This window comes from Streptomyces sp. NPDC006739 (genome assembly GCF_042869815.1).
Lineage (GTDB): Bacteria > Actinomycetota > Actinomycetes > Streptomycetales > Streptomycetaceae > Streptomyces.
This window is the reverse complement of the sequence record NZ_JBIAGM010000006.1, coordinates 206,468-221,472: the sequence shown is the minus strand read 5'-3', so window position 1 is coordinate 221,472 and position 15,005 is coordinate 206,468. Positions and strand designations below refer to the sequence as shown.

Here is a 15,005-nt window from a genome sequence, read left to right as displayed (position 1 = left end):
ACAGAAATGAGACACGAAATGCCTGCAGCAGACAACTACATCTTCGACCTGGACGAGAACGTCACCCGGCACCCGGTGTCGTACGAGAACAGGTACGGAATCACCATCTCCGCAGACCTCTACCAGCCGAAGGACCTCGACGTCTCCCAGGAACACCCCGCGATCGTCGTCGGCCCACCCTACGGCGGCGTGAAGGAGCAGGGGCCGGGCATCTACGCCCAGAACCTGGCCCGGCGCGGTTACGTGGCGCTCGCCTTCGACCCCTCCTACAACGGCTACAGCGGCGGCGATCCGCGACACGTCTCCTCCGCCGACGTCTTCACCGAGGACTTCAGCGCGGCCGTCGACTACCTGGGCACACGTGACTTCGTGAACCGGGACCGCATCGGCGTCGTCGGTATGTGCGGCAGCGGCGGCTTCGCGCTGAGCGCGGCCCAGGTCGACCGGCGCATCAGGGCGGTTGCCACGGTCGTCATGTACGACATCGCCCGCATCGCCTCGGAGGGCTGGCAGGGCTCTCTCACCTCGGAGGAGCGAGGTGCCGTGCTCGACGCGATTGCCGAGCAGCGGTACGCGGACTTCGAGGCCCACGCCCCCGCCCTGACCCCGCGCGGCGCGCCCATCGGGTTCGACGAGAACACCAACCCGGTCGGCCGGGAGTTCGGTGAGTTCTACTCCACTCCTCGGGGCTACCACCCAAACTCCACCACCCAGTTCACGCTGACGAGCGGCATGTCGTTGATGAACTTTCCGCTGCTGTCGAAGATCGAGTGGGTCTCGCCGCGGCCCATCCTGTTCGTCGTCGGCGAGAACGCCCACTCGCGGTACTTCAGCGAGGACGCCTACGAACTTGCGGCCGAGCCCAAGGAGTTCCACGTCGTCCCGACCGCCGGCCATGTCGATCTTTACGACAGGACGGACCTGATCCCGTTCGACAAGCTGGAGGAGTTCTTCAGCAAGAACCTGGTCTGATCGCACGCCGCCGCGCATCGCGTACGGCCGGGCCGGACGGCGCCGGGCGCACATTGTCAACGCCCCTCGGCGCCCTCTCGTCCCGCACCCACACCGTCGGGCCGCATCACCGGCAGCGCGGATGTGGGTGGGAGCCACCGCCTCACACCAGGAACGAGAAATCCCATGACGACCTTCGGGCTCATCGGCGCCGGCCCCGGTCTCGGGCCGGCCGCCGCCCGTCGCTTCGGCGTCGCCGGCCACGCCGTCGCCCTCATCGCACGCAACGCCGAGCGCCTGGAGGAGATGACCGCCGAGCTGGCCCACGACGACATCCGGGCCCGCGGCTTCACCGCCGACGTGCTCGACATCGAGTCCCTAACCACGGCCCTGCACGCCGCGGGGACCACCCTGGGGCCCATCGAGATCCTCCAGTACAGCCCCGTGCCCCAGGCCCACTTCATGAAGCCGGTCCTCGACACCAGCGCCGACGACCTGGACGCCCCGCTCACCTTCTCCGTCAAGGGCCCCGTCACCGCGGTGAACGCCGTCCTGCCCGGCATGCGCGAACTCGGCCGCGGCACCCTGCTGTTCGTCAACGGCTCCAGCGCCGTACGTCCCAACCCGAAGGTCGCCGGCACCTCCATCGCCTTCGCACCGCCGAGAGCGCCTACGCCCGCATGCTCCACGACGCCCTCGCTCCGGAGAACATCCACGCCGCCCAGCTGATCATCCCCGGAGCCATCCGGCCCGACGCCGAGCACAGCAGCCCCGACGCCCTGGCCCAGCGCCTGTACGACATCCACACCAAGCGGGACGGCTTCCGCCACTACTCCGAACCTCTGCCCGACTAGCTACAGGACGACCCCGTGAATCCCGCCCCCTTTCGCGCTCTCACCCGCGTGTTCCCGGCCGCCGCCCTGCTCCTGGTCATGACTGCCTGCACCGACGATTCCCCGCCCTCCTCCTCCGAGTCCGCGTCGCCGCAGGCTTCGACGGCCCCGGCAGCCACCACCCCGACCGGCAGGACGACCGCGATGAACATCCGGCTCACCCTCGACGGCCACCCCGTCGCCGCCACCCTGAACGACAACCCCACCGCCCGCGACTTCGCCGCGCAGCTCCCCCTGACCCTCTCCCTGCGCGACTTCAACCAGGCTGAGAAGATCGCCGATCTGCCCCGGAAGCTGTCCACCTCCGGCGCCCCGGAAGGCGCCGAACCCGAGGTCGGCGACCTGGCGTACTACGCCCCCTGGAACCAGCTCGCCACCTACTACCGCGACGCCCCCTACGCGAGTGGCCTGGTCATCCTCGGACACATGGCCGACGGCGGCGCCGAGCAGCTCGCCACCGCCGATGAGATCACCATCGAAGCCGCGCCCTGACCCGCCCCCGCCGCTCGCCCGTGCACGAAGGGGAGAGGAGATCCTCCCCTTTTCATCCGGTTCGCTGCATGGAACCGTCGAAGATGTGGCCGCGCCGTCCACTGTCCGCCGCTACGGCTCCAGCCGCCACCATGATCCCGTTTCCACGCAAGGAGAGACCACACGTATGCCTTCCGCGTCCGGGACGACCCCCGGCAAGCTTCCCTTCGTCGTCTGGGTGCTCGCCGCCGGCACGTTCCTGATGGGGACCACCGAGTTCGTCGTCGCCGGCCTGCTGCCGGAGCTGGCCGGTGACCTCGGCGTCAGCGTTTCCCACGCCGGCCTGCTGATCACCGCATTCGCTGTCGGCATGATCGTCGGCGCGCCGACCATGGCCATGGCGACCCTACGGCTTCCGCAGCGCCTGACGCTGGTCCTGGCCCTGTCCGTGTTCTGCCTCGGACATCTCGTCGCCGCCCTCAGCACGTCCTTCACGATCGTCCTCGCCGCCCGCGTCGTCACGGCCCTGGCCACCGGAGCGTTCTGGTCCGTCGGCTTCGTCGTCGCCACCACCGCCGCGGGCCCGCACCACGCCACCCGCGCCACGGGCGTCATGATCGGCGGCCTGACCCTGGCCAACGTCGTCGGCGTGCCGATCGGCTCGTTCGTCGGCCAGTTCACCGGCTGGCGCGGCCCCTTCTGGGCCCTGGCCGTCCTCGCCGGGCTCGCCGCCGTGTTCATCGGCCGCTTCATACCGGCCCGGGAACAGCACGTCGAGGTGTCCGTCCGGGCCGAGGTCCGGGCTCTGCGTCAGGGCCGGCTGTGGCTGGCGCTCGGCGCCGCGATGCTGATCATGGGTGGTGTCCTGGCGACGTACACCTATGTCACGCCGCTGCTGACCGACCGCGCGGGCGTCCCCGCAGGCGCTGTACCGCTCGTCCTCATCGCGTTCGGCGTCGGCGCCCTGGGCGGCACCACCACGGGCGGCCGCCTGGGCGACCGACGTCCGATGGCCACCACCGTCACGGCCGCCGCGGCTACGGCTCTGGTCCTGTTCCTGATGATCCCGCTGTCCGGCAATCCGGTGACAGCGGCCCTCCTGGTCTTCCTCATGGGCCTGACCGGCTTCACGGTCAACCCGGTCGTCACCGCCCTCGCCATGCGCTTCGCGGGCGATGCCCCCACCCTCACCTCGGCGCTGACCACCTCCGCCTTCAACACCGGTATCGCCGCCGGATCGGCGCTCGCGGGTACGGCCCTGGACTCCACCCTCGGCCTGGCAGGCCCGCCCCTGGTCGGCACCGTCATCGCCGCCCTCACGCTGCTGCCCCTGATCGCCCTCGCCGTCCACGGTTCATCCGGCAAGGGCCGGATCGTGGCCCGGAGCAGCGCTCCCGGGCAGCGGCGACGCGACGAGGCCGCGCAGGCGTCGTCGCAGCACTGACTCAAGCCGGGATCCGCGTACTGCCGAATGCGAACCCGCCGACGTACCAGCAAGCGAGAGGACTCCGCACATGACTGTGAGCAGCACGGGCTTCACCGGGAAGGTGGCCTTCGTGACCGGAGCCGGCTCCGGCATCGGCCGCACCACCGCCGTCGCCTTCGCCCGCATGGGTGCCCGCGTCGCCCTGGCCGACCTGTCCGCGGACGGACTGCGGGAGACCGCACGGCTCGTCGAGGAAGCGGGCGGACAGGCTCTGGCCCTCGCCTGTGACGTCACCAGTGAGGACGACGTGAAAACCGCGCTGGACGACACCGTCCAGGCGTTCGGACGACTGGACGTCGCCTTCAACAACGCCGGTGTCGAGCAGCCGGTCAAATCGGCCGCGGACATCGCGAAGGACGAGTGGGACCGGGTCATCGGTGTCAGCCTGACCGGCATGTTCCTGTGCATGAAGCACCAGATCCCCCTGATGCTTCAGAACGGAGGCGGCGCGATCGTGAACGCCTCCTCCGGCGCCGGTGTCAAGGGCTTCAAGGGACAGGCAGCGTACGCCGCCGCCAAGCACGGCGTCATCGGCCTGACCCGCTCCACCGCCCTCGACTACGCGGCGTCCGACGTCCGCGTCAACGCCGTCTGCCCCGGCATCATCGACACCGAGATGATCCAGCGCTTCGCCGAAAGCACACCCGGAGGACGGGACGCCCTGGTCGCGGACGAGCCGATCGGACGCCTGGGCACACCGGACGAGATCGCAGCCGCCGTGCTCTGGCTCTGCTCGGACGCCGCCTCCTTCGCCACCGGCCACGCCCTGGTCGTCGACGGCGGTCAGACCGTCTGACGGCGTCTCGGCAAGGACTCGTGCCTCCGCAGTTCATTCAGGCATCCCGGACATCAGTCGTGCCGCCACATCTCCTTGGTGGCCGACGTCGGTGAGTTCCTTCGCGGCAGCATTCAGGGCCGCTTCGTCGATGTCGGTGAGGGCGACGGCGGCTCCGGACCGGGCGAACGCGCGGGCGGTCGCCAGACCCATGCCGGCGCCGGCTCCAGTGACCAGGGCGACCTGGCCGTTGAAGTCGTACGTGGGATTCATGGTGGGGGTGTCCCTTCAGGTGACATGGAGCGTCGGCCTGACGAGCAGCGCGGCACTCGAATACGCCCCCCGAGGCATCCGCATCAACGCCATCTGCCCCGGCACCATCGACACCCCCATGGTCAGCGACATGATCGCCAAGGGAGAACTCGACCGCGCCGAGGCCGAGGCCAATCAGCCCATCAACCGGCTCGGCACCGCCGAGGAGATCGCCCAGGCGGTCCTGTGGCTGTGCAGCCCCGGAGCCGGCTTCGTCGTCGGCGTCGCCCTCCCCGTCGACGGCGGCTACGTTGTCCGCTGAAGACAGCCCACCCAGAGGAAAGAGAGCTGAGAGAGATCATGGAATTCATCAAGCAGCAGCCCAGCAGCAAGGCCCCGGCCGACTGGTTCACCGGCGACGTGTGGTGGGACGTCATCGTGGCCGGCCAGGAGCCGTCGCGGATGCGCGCCAACCTGGTCCGCTTCTCGCCGGGCGCCCGCACCAACTGGCACTCTCACGCTCTGGGCCAGACCCTGCACATCGTTTCCGGGATCGCCCGGATCGGCACCCGGGACGGCACCGTCTTCGAGGCCCGCCCCGGCGAGACCGTCGCCTGCCCGCCGAACGAGGAACACTGGCACGGCGCCGCCCACGACCGGTTCATGGAGCACATCGCCCTGTGGGAGGGCACGGGCGACGGCACTCCCGAGACCGCTTGGGCCGAGCCGGTCACCGACCAGCAGTACAACGGCCCCCGCACCCGCGACCAGTAGCCCCGGCCCATCCCACGCGCATCCGGGGCTCGCTCAGGCCGTCACGGCGTCCCGGGGACTGCCGCCTGTCTCGCAGCGCGCGCAAGTGCCCCCGATGACGTCGGTCAGTCACTTCTGACGGAGCTTCAAGGGGGGAGGAAAGTCTCCCTGTCACGAGCGTTGCCGGTGGTGCGAGACTCCCCAGGTGACCGGTAGCCGCCTCCAGAGCGCGCGGTTGCCGGCTTTCCTGCTGTGACGACGATCCATTCTCGCGTCCCGCTGATGTGTACGGCCGATCCGTCAGAGATACGAAGGCGTACCTATGTCAACTGAACTCCCCGAACCTGCCGCTCAACCCCCCACCGGAGCCGGCGAGTCCTCCCCGGCGCCCACTCGGCGCACCTTCATCGCCACGAGTACCGTGGTCGGCGGCGCGGTCGTCGCGGGGAGCGTCGTTGGAGGGACTTCTCTCATCGGCGCGGAAGAGGCCACGGCCGCCGAGCGGCCGCCGTCCAGCCGTGTCTCTTTGACGGTCAACGGCACCCGCCGGACGGTGACGGTCGACAACCGGACGTCGCTGCTGGACCTGCTGCGCGAGCATCTCGGTCTGACGGGCTCGAAGAAGGGCTGCAACGCCGGGGCCTGCGGGGCGTGCACGGTGCTGGTCGACGGCCACCGGGTCAACGCCTGTCTGACGCTCGCGGTGCGTCTGGAGGGGGCCGAGGTCACCACGATCGAGGGCCTGGCCGAGGGCGATCAACTCCACCCACTGCAGGAGGCGTTCATCGACGAGGACGCCTTCCAGTGCGGTTACTGCACCCCGGGTCAGATCGTCTCCAGGGTGGGTTGCATCAAGGAGGGTCACACCGGTTCGCCGGAGGAGATCCGGGAGTGGATGAGCGGCAACATCTGCCGCTGCGGGTGTTACGTGAAGATCGTGCGGGCGGTCGAGCAGACCGCCGGCCGGAAGTGAGGGCCTGATGTATCCCTTTGCCTTCACCAAGGCGTCCGACACCCGTGAGGCCCTCAATGCGGGCCGCCACGGCGGCCGTTACATCGCCGGCGGCACCACCCTCGTCGACCTGATGCGCGAGACCGTCGAGCGTCCCGACAGCCTGGTCGACATCAGCGGCCTGCCCTTGCGCGAGGTCACGGTGACCGAGCGCGGGGGGCTGCGGATCGGCGCCCTGGTGACCATGTCCGGGGCTGCCGCCCACGCCAAGGTGCGCACGCTGTATCCCGTCGTATCCGAGGCGCTGGAACTGAGCGCTTCGGCCCAGTTGCGGAACATGGCCACCATCGGCGGCAACATCATGCAGCGCACCCGATGCACGTACTTCCGGGACGTCACCGCCGACTGCAACAAGCGCGAGACCGGCTCCGGTTGCGCCGCGCTGCACGGCTTCAACCGCACCCACGCCATCCTCGGGACCTCCGACGCCTGCGTGGCCACGCACCCGTCCGACGCCGCCGTGGCCTTCGCCGCCCTGGAGGCCCGGGTGCACCTGCTGGGCCCGGACGGAGCACGCCACATCCCCTTCACCGACTTCCTGTTGCGGCCCGGCAGCACCCCACAACGCGAACAGGCCCTGCGCAAGGGCGAGTTGATCATGGCGGTGGAGATCCCCGCTCTCCCGCGCCCGCTCAGGTCCGGCTATCTGAAGGTGCGTGACCGGCAGTCGTACGAGTTCGCCCTCACGTCGGCGGCCGTCGCGCTGCACGTACGCGGTGGGGTGATCCGCGAGGCCAGGGTCGCCGCCGGGGGCGTGGGCACGGTGCCCTGGAAGCTGCCCGCCGTCGAACAGCACCTTGTCGGTGAACGCCCCTCGGGAGCTCTCTGGTCGGCCGCTGCCGCGAAGGCGGCGGACGGGGCCCGTCCCCTTCAGCACAACCGCTTCAAGGTCGAGCTGCTCAAGCGCACTGTCGAACGCCAGCTGCGCGTCGTAGGAGGTACCAGGTGAGCCCCCAGCCGCAGGCAGCCGTGGGTGCGCCGCTGTCCCGGGTGGACGGCCGGCTCAAGGTCACGGGTAAGGCTTTGTACGCCGCCGAGCACGAGGTCGACGGGTCCGTGCACGCCGTCATCGTCGACGCGGCCATCGGCCGCGGCAGTGTCACGTCGATCGACACCGGCGCCGCCGAAGCCCTTCCGGGCGTACTGAAGGTGCTCGACCACCGCAACGCGCCGAAGCTGCCGTACCGCGACAACTCCGGGTCGAACAATCCGCCCGGCCGGCGACTCCGCGTCTTCCAGGACGACCGCGTCCGCTTCCACGGCCAGCCGATCGCCGTCGTGGTCGCCACCACGCTGGAGGCCGCACAGCACGCCGCGAGCCTGGTCAGGGTCGGCTACGACGCCGAGCAGCCCTCGACCGACCTCACCGAGGCCGAGCCGGACGAGCCGACCCGCTACGCGCGCGGCGACGCCGAAGCGGCCCTGCGCTCAGCGGCCGTCCGACTGGACCTGACGTACCGCACGGCGCGCAACCACCACAACCCGATGGAGCCGCACGCCACCATCGCCCGCTGGAACGGCGACAAGCTCACCGTGTGGGACAAGACCCAGTGGGTGGTGGGCACGCAGACCGAACTCGCGGCGGTGTTCGGCCTGGAGATGGACGCGGTGCGCGTCATCTCGCCGTTCGTCGGCGGCGGCTTCGGCACGGCGTTGCGCTGCTGGCCGCACGTGGTCGTCGCAGCGCTGGCCGCCCACGAGACGAAGCGTCCGGTCAAGCTCGTGCTGAGCCGCAAGCAGATGTACCTGGGTACGGGTTTCCGGCCCTCGTACGAGTACCGCCTGCGCCTCGGCAGCGACCGGCGCGGCCGGCTGTCCGCCGCGGTGCACGAGCTGGACGCCGAGACGTCGTCGTACGAGACGTTCACCGAGTCCATCCTGGCGGCCGGACAGATGCTCTACAGCATGCCCAACGTGACCCAGAGGTACCGGACGGTGCCGCTGGATCTGCCCACGCCGCTGTACATGCGAGGCCCGGGCTTCCAGACGGCCTCCTTCGTCATCGAGTCGGCCATGGACGAACTCGCCCACAAACTCGGCGTCGACCCGATCGAGCTGCGCCGGCGCAACGAGCCGAACGAGGACGAGTCGTCGGGACTCCCGTTCTCCACCCGTCGGCTGCGGGAGTGCTACACCGTCGGTGCGCGCGAGTTCGGCTGGCACCGCCGCGACCCCGAGCCCCGCTCGACGCGTGAGGGGGACTGGCTGATCGGCAGAGGCATGGCCGCCGGTGTCTACGACACCGCCCGCATGCCGGCCCAGGCCCGGGCCCGCCTCGACGCCGACGGCACCGCGCTGGTCGAGGCCGCCGCCACCGACATGGGCCCGGGCACCTACACCTCCCAGACCCAGGTCGCCGCCGACGCCCTCGGACTGACCGTGCGCACGGTCACCTTCCGGCTGGGGGACTCCCTCTACCCGCCGACCCCACCACACGGCGGCTCGATGACCATGGCCAGCGTCGGCTCCGCCACCCTCGACGCCTGCAACAAGGTCCGCCGTCAGGCAATCGAACTGGCCGTCGCAGACCGCGAGTCGCCGCTGTACGGGGTGGCCGCCGGCGATGTCGTGGTGCAGGGCGGTCGGCTGCACGTGAAGAACGACCCCACGCGCGGGGAGACGTACCGGCGGCTGCTCGCCCGCAACGACCGCACCCACCTGGAAGCGGACGGCTCCTTCGCCCCGCCGTCCGGCCCGGAGCGGCACTCCTTCTACGGCTACAACGCGACCTTCGCCGAAGTGGCCGTCGACGCTACGCTCGGCCTGGTGCGGGTGCGGCGCGTACTCGGCGTGTACGACGCGGGCCGCATCATCAGCCCCAAGCTCGCCGACAGCCAGGCTCTCGGCGGCATGGTCGGCGGCATCGGCACGGCCCTGTTGGAGCACACGCTCACCGACCACCGCGACGGACGTATCGTCAACGCCAACCTCGCCGACTACCTCGTGCCCGTCAACGCCGACGTCCCCGACCTCCAGGCGATCTACCTGGACGGCGAGGACAGCGAGGCCGACCCGCTCGGCGTCAAGGGCCTCGGGGAGCTGGTGATGATCGGCGTGGCGCCCGCCGTCGCCAACGCGGTCTTCAACGCCACCGGTCGCCGTGTCCGTGAACTGCCCATCACCGCAGAGGCGTTGCTCTGATCCATTCCCTCGAGCCGACGGAGCGCACACCGCTCGTCCAGCAGCCTGCCCGTCCGGACCGCGCTGTTCTGGTCCAACGTGAACCCGTACGGCACCTTCCGCCTGGACATGGACTCCCGGCTCGACCTCCCGCTGCCTGCCGCCGTCCCGCATCCCCGCGTGCCGGTGGACACGGCCGACCGGTCACATGCGAGGCAGCGGTGTTCCTCGTCGAGGACGTCGCGACGCGGGGAGGAGCGCGATGGCCTGGTGGAGAGGCAAAGGGTTCCCGACTGCAGGGTCGGGGCTACGCCTGGGGGTAGAGCTGCTCGACGCGGTCGCGCTTGGTGTACATGTCCCAGTACTGCTCGGCAAGCTCGTCCGGGTCGACCAGCGGACCCGTCTCGACGGAGCCGGCCTCGGCCAGGCTCTTGGCGGCGAGCTCGCCCATCTCGCTGCGCGCGATGAACGCGGCGATGGACAGGGTTCCGGCGTAGATGCCGGCCTGGGCCACCTCGCCGTTGAGCGAGAAGATCCAGTTGCGGGCGGCGGCCATGAGCGGACCGACCCCGCTGGCAAAGGGGCGTGGGTAGCCGGCCGTGCCGCCAGTGGTCATCAGGAAGGCGCCGTCGCCGCGCTCGTTCCACTCCGGCAGAACGGCGCGAGCCACCTCGACCGGGGTGAGCAGCAGCAACGGGCTGTCCTTTTCGAGGGTGGCGGCGTCCAGCTCCGCGGCCGGGGCGAAGGCCTGCTCGCCGCTGATCGGCCCGTACTCGACCACGTCAATACGGCCGAAGCGGTCGCGGATGGCATGGACCGCGGCCGGGACCTCTTCGGGCTTGGACAGGTCGGCGGTAAAGCCGGTCGCGTCGATGCCCTCGGCCTTCAGCTCCGCCACGAGGGCGTCAAGGCGCTCCTTGCCGCGGGCGACGAGCGCCACGCGAAAGCCCTCGCGGGCGAAACGGCGGGCGACCGAGGCGCCGAGGCCCTTGCCGGCACCGAAGACAGCGATCACCTTGGACGCTTCGGACATGGTGAAGTCTCCTTGAGATTCAGACGGTTGGGGCTGTTGTGGCTGTGAGGTGTGGTGTGCGGCAGATCAGCCGCGGGCGTTCCACACCAGGGGAGCGGCGTGGATCCAGGTGTCCTGGTCGACGACGTCGAGGAGGAAGCGGGCCAGGTCGGCCCGGCTGATCCGGGGGCCGGGCTTGATGCCTCCGACCTCGGCGGCGCGCAGTGGGCCGGCGGCGGGCTTGTCGGTCAGGGCGACGGCGCGGGCGAGGGTCCAGTCGGTGTCAGAGGCGCGGACGACCTGGTCGACGCCGGTGTGGTCGGCGAAGCCGGCCTTGATATTCGACAGGTTGATGAACGCCTTCACCAGGGGGTTGAGGCGGGCCCAGTCGTCGCCGGCGCCCTGTGAGGAGGTCAGGGCGATCCGGCGGATGCCCTGTTCGGCCATGACGGTCAGGGTGTTGCGGGCGGCGTCGGTCATGAACATCGGCGGGCTGGCCGGCTTGGCCCAGGGGTTGTCGGAGGCGCGGGCGTTGTTCAGCACGCTGATCACCGCCTGGGTGCCCTTGGCGGCCGTGCGGATGTCGTCGATGTTCGCGGGCGTGCCCTGGATCAACTCGACGCCGGTCGGGGCGCGGACGGCGGCCGGATCGCGCACGAGGGCGCGGACGCGGTGGCCCCGTTCGGCCGCCTGCGCCAGCACGTGGATGCCGGTGCGGCCGCTGCCGCCGAGAACGAGCAGGTCAGTCATGAAAGCCATCACCTTTCTGGGCCGGAGCGCTGGGTCATTGAGGTCAACAGGGGCGGGTTCAGAAGGAGTACGGCCCGAAACGGCCCCAGGCCACCACGACGGACAGGGCCAGCAGGACGGCGTTCAAGCCGATGGCGCTGTACTCGCCACGGCGGATGTGGAAGGCGCCCGCCAGCACCATCACCACCGCAAGGCCGACAGCGGCCAGCGGCGTGAGGACCACCGCGATGCCGGTGGCGGCGGGGAGGATCAGCCCGAGCGCGGCGGCCAGCTCGACCGCCCCGATCAGCCGAACCGTGCCCGGCGCCAGGTCCTCGCGTACGGCAGGGTGCCAGCGAGCTTGTCGATGGGCTGGGTCGCCTTCATGACACCCGCCATCGCAAACATCGCGGCCAGCAGCCCCTGCAGTACCCACAGCAGGACGTACATCTCACTCCTCATATCTGGATCGCTCACCGATCAAGCGAAGGCGAGCGGCGGGGGTCAGTCGCGCGCGGGGACCGCGCAGCCGTCCGGGCCGCAGACCGGGGCGTCGCCGCCGACGGCGGAGGCGACCGGGTGGGTGTCGTCCCAGGCCTTACGGAGCAGGTCGAGCAGGGTGTCGCTGTCCTGGGCTCCGGGGACGCCGTAGCGGCCGTCGACGACGATGAACGGGGCACCGGTCGCGCCCAGGCGCTGTGCGCGCAGCGCATCATCCCGGACCTGCTGCTGGTAGCGGCGGTCGCTGAGAGCCCGGTGGGTCCCGTCGCGGTCCAGCTCCAGCCGGTCGCCAAGGACGAGCAGGTCGTCGAGACAGAAGACGGACTCGGCCCTACCGAAATAGGCGTCGAAGATCGCGTCCCAGGCCTCGCGGTCCTTGCCCTGGGCGGAGGCATGGGCGAGGAACTCGTGGGCCAGGTCGGTGTTGCCGACCTGGTTGTCCAGCACCCGGTACGGGCTCAAGCCCTCGGCTGCGGCCAACGCCTCGATCCGCCGGGTCGAGGACTCGGCCTGGCTGCCGCCCACACCGTGCTGCCGCAGCAGAGCCTCGCGGACGGAGAACGTGCGCCCCTCGGGGAAGCTGCTGCTGAGCGGGAACGAGTGGTGGACCACCTCCACCACACCGGCGTGCTCGAACCGCTCGACGGCCCGCTCCAGACGGTGATGGCCCAGCCCGCACCAGGGGCACGTCACCTCGGACCAGATGTCCACCTGCACCACGCACCTCCAATTCCGACGACTTGTTCGTAACGGCATGATGGAGCAGTATGGAAGGCGATACAAAAGGCACATCGGTGTGCGTACCGGAGAGGAATGTGCGTGATGGAACGGGCTGGCGAAGCGGCGACGGCCGTAGCGGGGGAGGCGGCCGGGACCGCGGCGATCGGACCGTGTGCGGCAATCCCCGCCGAGCACATGGCCTTCATCCGCGAGGTCCTGGACCGTGTGGGCGACAAATGGAGCCTGCTGCTGATCGCCGTCCTGGAGTCCGGCCCGCTGCGCTACACCGACCTGCAACGCCAGGTCCCCGGGATCTCCCAGCGCATGCTCAGCCTCACCCTGCGCCAGCTCCAGCAGGACGGCCTGATCAGCCGCGCCGCCTACGCCGAAGTGCCACCGCGCGTCGAGTACACCCTGACCTCGCTGGGTCGCGGCCTCCACGAGATCGTCACGTCCCTGATCGGCTGGGCCGCCGACCATCACGACGAGATCCGCGCCAACCGTGACCGCGCCGCCACAGTCAAGTCCTGACGGCATGAGCCCGCGGCCGGTTGTTTCATAGGTGGCCGATTCCGCGAAGGCCGACGGGCTGACGGCGGGCACGATCACCCTCACCGGCGCCCCCGCGCCGTTCGTCCCGTGCTCGGGCGGCTGCGACCGAACGAACGGCGCACCATCGATTGACAGATACATGCCCGGTCGGGAGACTGAAAGTCATCTCGTGTGGGAGCGTTCCCATCAGTGGTCCGGAAAAAGACGTCTTCCTTCCCTGATCACGCAGGTGGAGCGCACTCTTGTGTCTGTGTTCGCTCCCACTCAGGTGGTGCCTTCGTCGGCCTGGACCGCGCGAGACGGCCGACCCGGTGATCATCTGCGAACCGCCGAACCCCCACAGGCTCTGAGCCGCACGGAGTGAGAATGAAACGTTCCAAGGCCCTGACGCGCTCCTTTCCGGTCTCGCCGGTCGTGCTCGGCCTGGCCGCGCTCGCCCTCGGTGCCCCCACGGCGAGCGGTGCGGCGGACGGCGGCAAGGTGTACTACGTCGCCCCCACCGGCAGTGACGGTGCCGCGGGTACCGAGGCCGCTCCCTGGGCGTCGATCGCGCACGCCCAGTCGGTCGCGCAGGCGGGTGACACGGTCTACGTCCGGGGCGGCACCTACTCCTACACCGGCGCGGACAGCGGCTGCAGGAGCCAGACGGACCGGGTGGACGCGATCACCCTGAACAAGAGCGGCAGTTCGGGACACCCGATCCGCTACTGGGCCTATCCCGGCGAGAGGCCGGTCTTCGACTTCTCGCGCGTGAAGGACGACTGCCGGATCAAGGGCTTCGACGTCACCGGCGACTGGATCCACCTCAAGGGGCTGGAAGTCACCGGCGTGCCCCAGAACAACAACCTCAATCACGAGTCGTGGGGCGTCTGGGTCTCCGGCAGCGACAACACCTTCGAACAGCTCGACCTGCACCACAACATGGGCCCCGGCCTGTTCATACAGGACGGTGGCGGCAACCTCGTCCTCAACTGCGACTCCCACCACAACTACGACCCGCACACCTCCAACGGGGCCGGTGAGAGCGCCGACGGCTTCGGTGCCCACATCTCGGCCAACCACCCCGGCAACGTCTTCCGGGGCGACCGCGCCTGGTGGAACTCCGACGACGGCTTCGACCTCATCAACGCGTTCTCGTCCGTCACCATCGAGAACTCGTGGGCCTGGCTCAACGGATACCTGCCGGGGACCACCACCGCGTCCGGCAACGGAAACGGCTTCAAGGCCGGAGGTTACGGCGGAAAGTACGTATCCAACGGCGTCAAGCACACCGTCCGCGACTCGGTGGCCTTCGACAACCGGGCGTCCGGCTTCTACGCCAACCACCACACCGTGGCGGACGACTTCTTCAACAACACCGGGTACGCCAACCACCCCGACTTCAACATGCTCGGGATCTCGTCGAGCGGTGCCGCCGTCGGTCTGGGCAACCTGCGCAACAACATCGCCTACAAGGGCACCCTGCTGTCGAACATGACCGGGACGGCCGCCGCCAACAACTCCTGGAACCTGGGCGTCACCCTGTCGGACGCGCAGTTCCGGAGCGTGTCGACGTCCGGCTGGGACGCGCCCCGCACGTCCGACGGCAGTCTGCCCGCACTGCCCCAGCTGCACCTCGCGGCGAACAGTGCCCTGATCGACCAGGGCACCGACGTCGGTCTGCCGTACACGGGCCGGGCCCCGGACCTCGGCGCCTTCGAAACACCCTGAGACGCACATGTACCCCCACGCATCCCCCACATCCCCCCACATCCCCCCACCCCCTGTCCGCCGGCCGC

Annotated in this window: 15 protein-coding genes and 3 pseudogenes; 12 read left to right on the top strand and 6 right to left on the bottom strand. The window is 69.9% G+C overall.

Annotated features, from left to right (window positions below):
• Positions 1-18: 18 nt before the first annotated feature.
• From ACFYMM_RS15360 to ACFYMM_RS15340, 5 genes and pseudogenes are all read left to right on the top strand, one after another.
• Positions 19-972 carry an alpha/beta hydrolase gene (locus tag ACFYMM_RS15360; protein WP_388386401.1) on the top strand — a complete coding sequence of 318 codons (954 nt, stop codon included), beginning with the start codon at positions 19-21 and terminating at the stop codon, positions 970-972.
• A 165-nt stretch (positions 973-1,137) separates the two neighbouring features.
• A pseudogene (locus ACFYMM_RS15355) lies at positions 1,138-1,805 on the top strand (SDR family NAD(P)-dependent oxidoreductase).
• Between the two features lie 15 nt (positions 1,806-1,820).
• Positions 1,821-2,336, top strand: a complete 516-nt coding sequence (locus ACFYMM_RS15350) for a cyclophilin-like fold protein (protein ID WP_388386398.1) — start codon at positions 1,821-1,823, stop codon at positions 2,334-2,336.
• A 166-nt stretch (positions 2,337-2,502) separates the two neighbouring features.
• Entirely contained in the window at positions 2,503-3,759 is a 1,257-nt protein-coding gene (locus tag ACFYMM_RS15345) for an MFS transporter (protein WP_388386395.1), read from the top strand.
• 70 nt (positions 3,760-3,829) lie between these two features.
• A complete protein-coding gene (locus ACFYMM_RS15340; RefSeq protein WP_388386392.1) occupies positions 3,830-4,597 on the top strand; it encodes an SDR family oxidoreductase in 768 nt (255 codons plus the stop codon).
• A 75-nt stretch (positions 4,598-4,672) separates the two neighbouring features.
• On the opposite strand, the pseudogene ACFYMM_RS15335 reads toward ACFYMM_RS15340, so the two are convergent.
• Positions 4,673-4,849, bottom strand: a pseudogene (locus ACFYMM_RS15335) (SDR family NAD(P)-dependent oxidoreductase); the annotation flags it as partial.
• A gap of 31 nt (positions 4,850-4,880) precedes the next feature.
• On the opposite strand from ACFYMM_RS15335, the pseudogene ACFYMM_RS15330 reads away from it, so the two are divergent.
• From ACFYMM_RS15330 to ACFYMM_RS15310, 5 genes and pseudogenes are all read left to right on the top strand, one after another.
• Positions 4,881-5,150: pseudogene (locus tag ACFYMM_RS15330) on the top strand (SDR family NAD(P)-dependent oxidoreductase); the annotation flags it as partial.
• Positions 5,151-5,188: 38 nt separating this feature from the next.
• Entirely contained in the window at positions 5,189-5,602 is a 414-nt protein-coding gene (locus ACFYMM_RS15325; RefSeq protein ID WP_388386388.1) for a cupin domain-containing protein, read from the top strand.
• Positions 5,603-5,903: 301 nt separating this feature from the next.
• Positions 5,904-6,554, top strand: coding sequence for a (2Fe-2S)-binding protein (locus ACFYMM_RS15320; RefSeq protein ID WP_388386385.1), 651 nt, complete (start codon positions 5,904-5,906; stop codon positions 6,552-6,554).
• A gap of 7 nt (positions 6,555-6,561) precedes the next feature.
• Complete coding sequence (locus ACFYMM_RS15315; protein WP_388386382.1) at positions 6,562-7,542, top strand: FAD binding domain-containing protein; 981 nt, start codon at positions 6,562-6,564, stop codon at positions 7,540-7,542.
• Positions 7,539-9,734, top strand: a complete 2,196-nt coding sequence (locus tag ACFYMM_RS15310) for a xanthine dehydrogenase family protein molybdopterin-binding subunit (protein ID WP_388386380.1) — start codon at positions 7,539-7,541, stop codon at positions 9,732-9,734. The genes ACFYMM_RS15315 and ACFYMM_RS15310 overlap by 4 nt, the downstream gene beginning before the upstream one ends.
• 286 nt (positions 9,735-10,020) lie before the next feature.
• On the opposite strand, the gene ACFYMM_RS15305 is transcribed toward ACFYMM_RS15310, so the two are convergent.
• From ACFYMM_RS15305 to ACFYMM_RS15285, 5 genes are all read right to left on the bottom strand, one after another.
• Positions 10,021-10,746 carry an SDR family NAD(P)-dependent oxidoreductase gene (locus ACFYMM_RS15305; protein ID WP_388386377.1) on the bottom strand — a complete coding sequence of 242 codons (726 nt, stop codon included), beginning with the start codon at positions 10,744-10,746 and terminating at the stop codon, positions 10,021-10,023.
• Positions 10,747-10,812: 66 nt separating this feature from the next.
• Positions 10,813-11,475, bottom strand: coding sequence for an NAD(P)-dependent oxidoreductase (locus ACFYMM_RS15300; RefSeq protein ID WP_388386374.1), 663 nt, complete (start codon positions 11,473-11,475; stop codon positions 10,813-10,815).
• 58 nt (positions 11,476-11,533) lie between these two features.
• Complete coding sequence (locus tag ACFYMM_RS15295) at positions 11,534-11,725, bottom strand: DoxX family protein (RefSeq protein WP_388386707.1); 192 nt, start codon at positions 11,723-11,725, stop codon at positions 11,534-11,536.
• Between the two features lie 35 nt (positions 11,726-11,760).
• Complete coding sequence (locus tag ACFYMM_RS15290) at positions 11,761-11,916, bottom strand: hypothetical protein (RefSeq protein ID WP_388386719.1); 156 nt, start codon at positions 11,914-11,916, stop codon at positions 11,761-11,763.
• A 42-nt stretch (positions 11,917-11,958) separates the two neighbouring features.
• Positions 11,959-12,666: a DsbA family protein gene (locus ACFYMM_RS15285; RefSeq protein ID WP_388386371.1), complete on the bottom strand. Its 708-nt coding sequence runs from the start codon at positions 12,664-12,666 to the stop codon at positions 11,959-11,961.
• A gap of 111 nt (positions 12,667-12,777) precedes the next feature.
• Here ACFYMM_RS15285 and ACFYMM_RS15280 point away from each other — a divergent pair, with 111 nt between their 5' ends.
• Both ACFYMM_RS15280 and ACFYMM_RS15275 read left to right on the top strand, forming a co-directional pair.
• Positions 12,778-13,206, top strand: coding sequence for a winged helix-turn-helix transcriptional regulator (locus ACFYMM_RS15280; RefSeq protein ID WP_388386706.1), 429 nt, complete (start codon positions 12,778-12,780; stop codon positions 13,204-13,206).
• Positions 13,207-13,593: 387 nt separating this feature from the next.
• Positions 13,594-14,937: a right-handed parallel beta-helix repeat-containing protein gene (locus tag ACFYMM_RS15275; protein ID WP_388386368.1), complete on the top strand. Its 1,344-nt coding sequence runs from the start codon at positions 13,594-13,596 to the stop codon at positions 14,935-14,937.
• The last annotated feature ends 68 nt before the right edge of the window (positions 14,938-15,005 follow it).

Excerpts from the sequence above, each read along its gene's own strand:
- ACFYMM_RS15360 (WP_388386401.1), top strand. The coding sequence starts at position 19 with ATGCCTGCAGCAGACAACTACATCTTCGACCTGGACGAGAACGTCACC.
- ACFYMM_RS15345 (WP_388386395.1), top strand. The coding sequence starts at position 2,503 with ATGCCTTCCGCGTCCGGGACGACCCCCGGCAAGCTTCCCTTCGTCGTC.
- ACFYMM_RS15340 (WP_388386392.1), top strand. The coding sequence starts at position 3,830 with ATGACTGTGAGCAGCACGGGCTTCACCGGGAAGGTGGCCTTCGTGACC.
- ACFYMM_RS15325 (WP_388386388.1), top strand. The coding sequence starts at position 5,189 with ATGGAATTCATCAAGCAGCAGCCCAGCAGCAAGGCCCCGGCCGACTGG.
- ACFYMM_RS15320 (WP_388386385.1), top strand. The coding sequence starts at position 5,904 with ATGTCAACTGAACTCCCCGAACCTGCCGCTCAACCCCCCACCGGAGCC.
- ACFYMM_RS15315 (WP_388386382.1), top strand. The coding sequence starts at position 6,562 with ATGTATCCCTTTGCCTTCACCAAGGCGTCCGACACCCGTGAGGCCCTC.
- ACFYMM_RS15305 (WP_388386377.1), bottom strand. The coding sequence starts at position 10,746 with ATGTCCGAAGCGTCCAAGGTGATCGCTGTCTTCGGTGCCGGCAAGGGC.
- ACFYMM_RS15300 (WP_388386374.1), bottom strand. The coding sequence starts at position 11,475 with ATGACTGACCTGCTCGTTCTCGGCGGCAGCGGCCGCACCGGCATCCAC.
- ACFYMM_RS15290 (WP_388386719.1), bottom strand. The coding sequence starts at position 11,916 with ATGAGGAGTGAGATGTACGTCCTGCTGTGGGTACTGCAGGGGCTGCTG.
- ACFYMM_RS15280 (WP_388386706.1), top strand. The coding sequence starts at position 12,778 with ATGGAACGGGCTGGCGAAGCGGCGACGGCCGTAGCGGGGGAGGCGGCC.
- ACFYMM_RS15275 (WP_388386368.1), top strand. The coding sequence starts at position 13,594 with ATGAAACGTTCCAAGGCCCTGACGCGCTCCTTTCCGGTCTCGCCGGTC.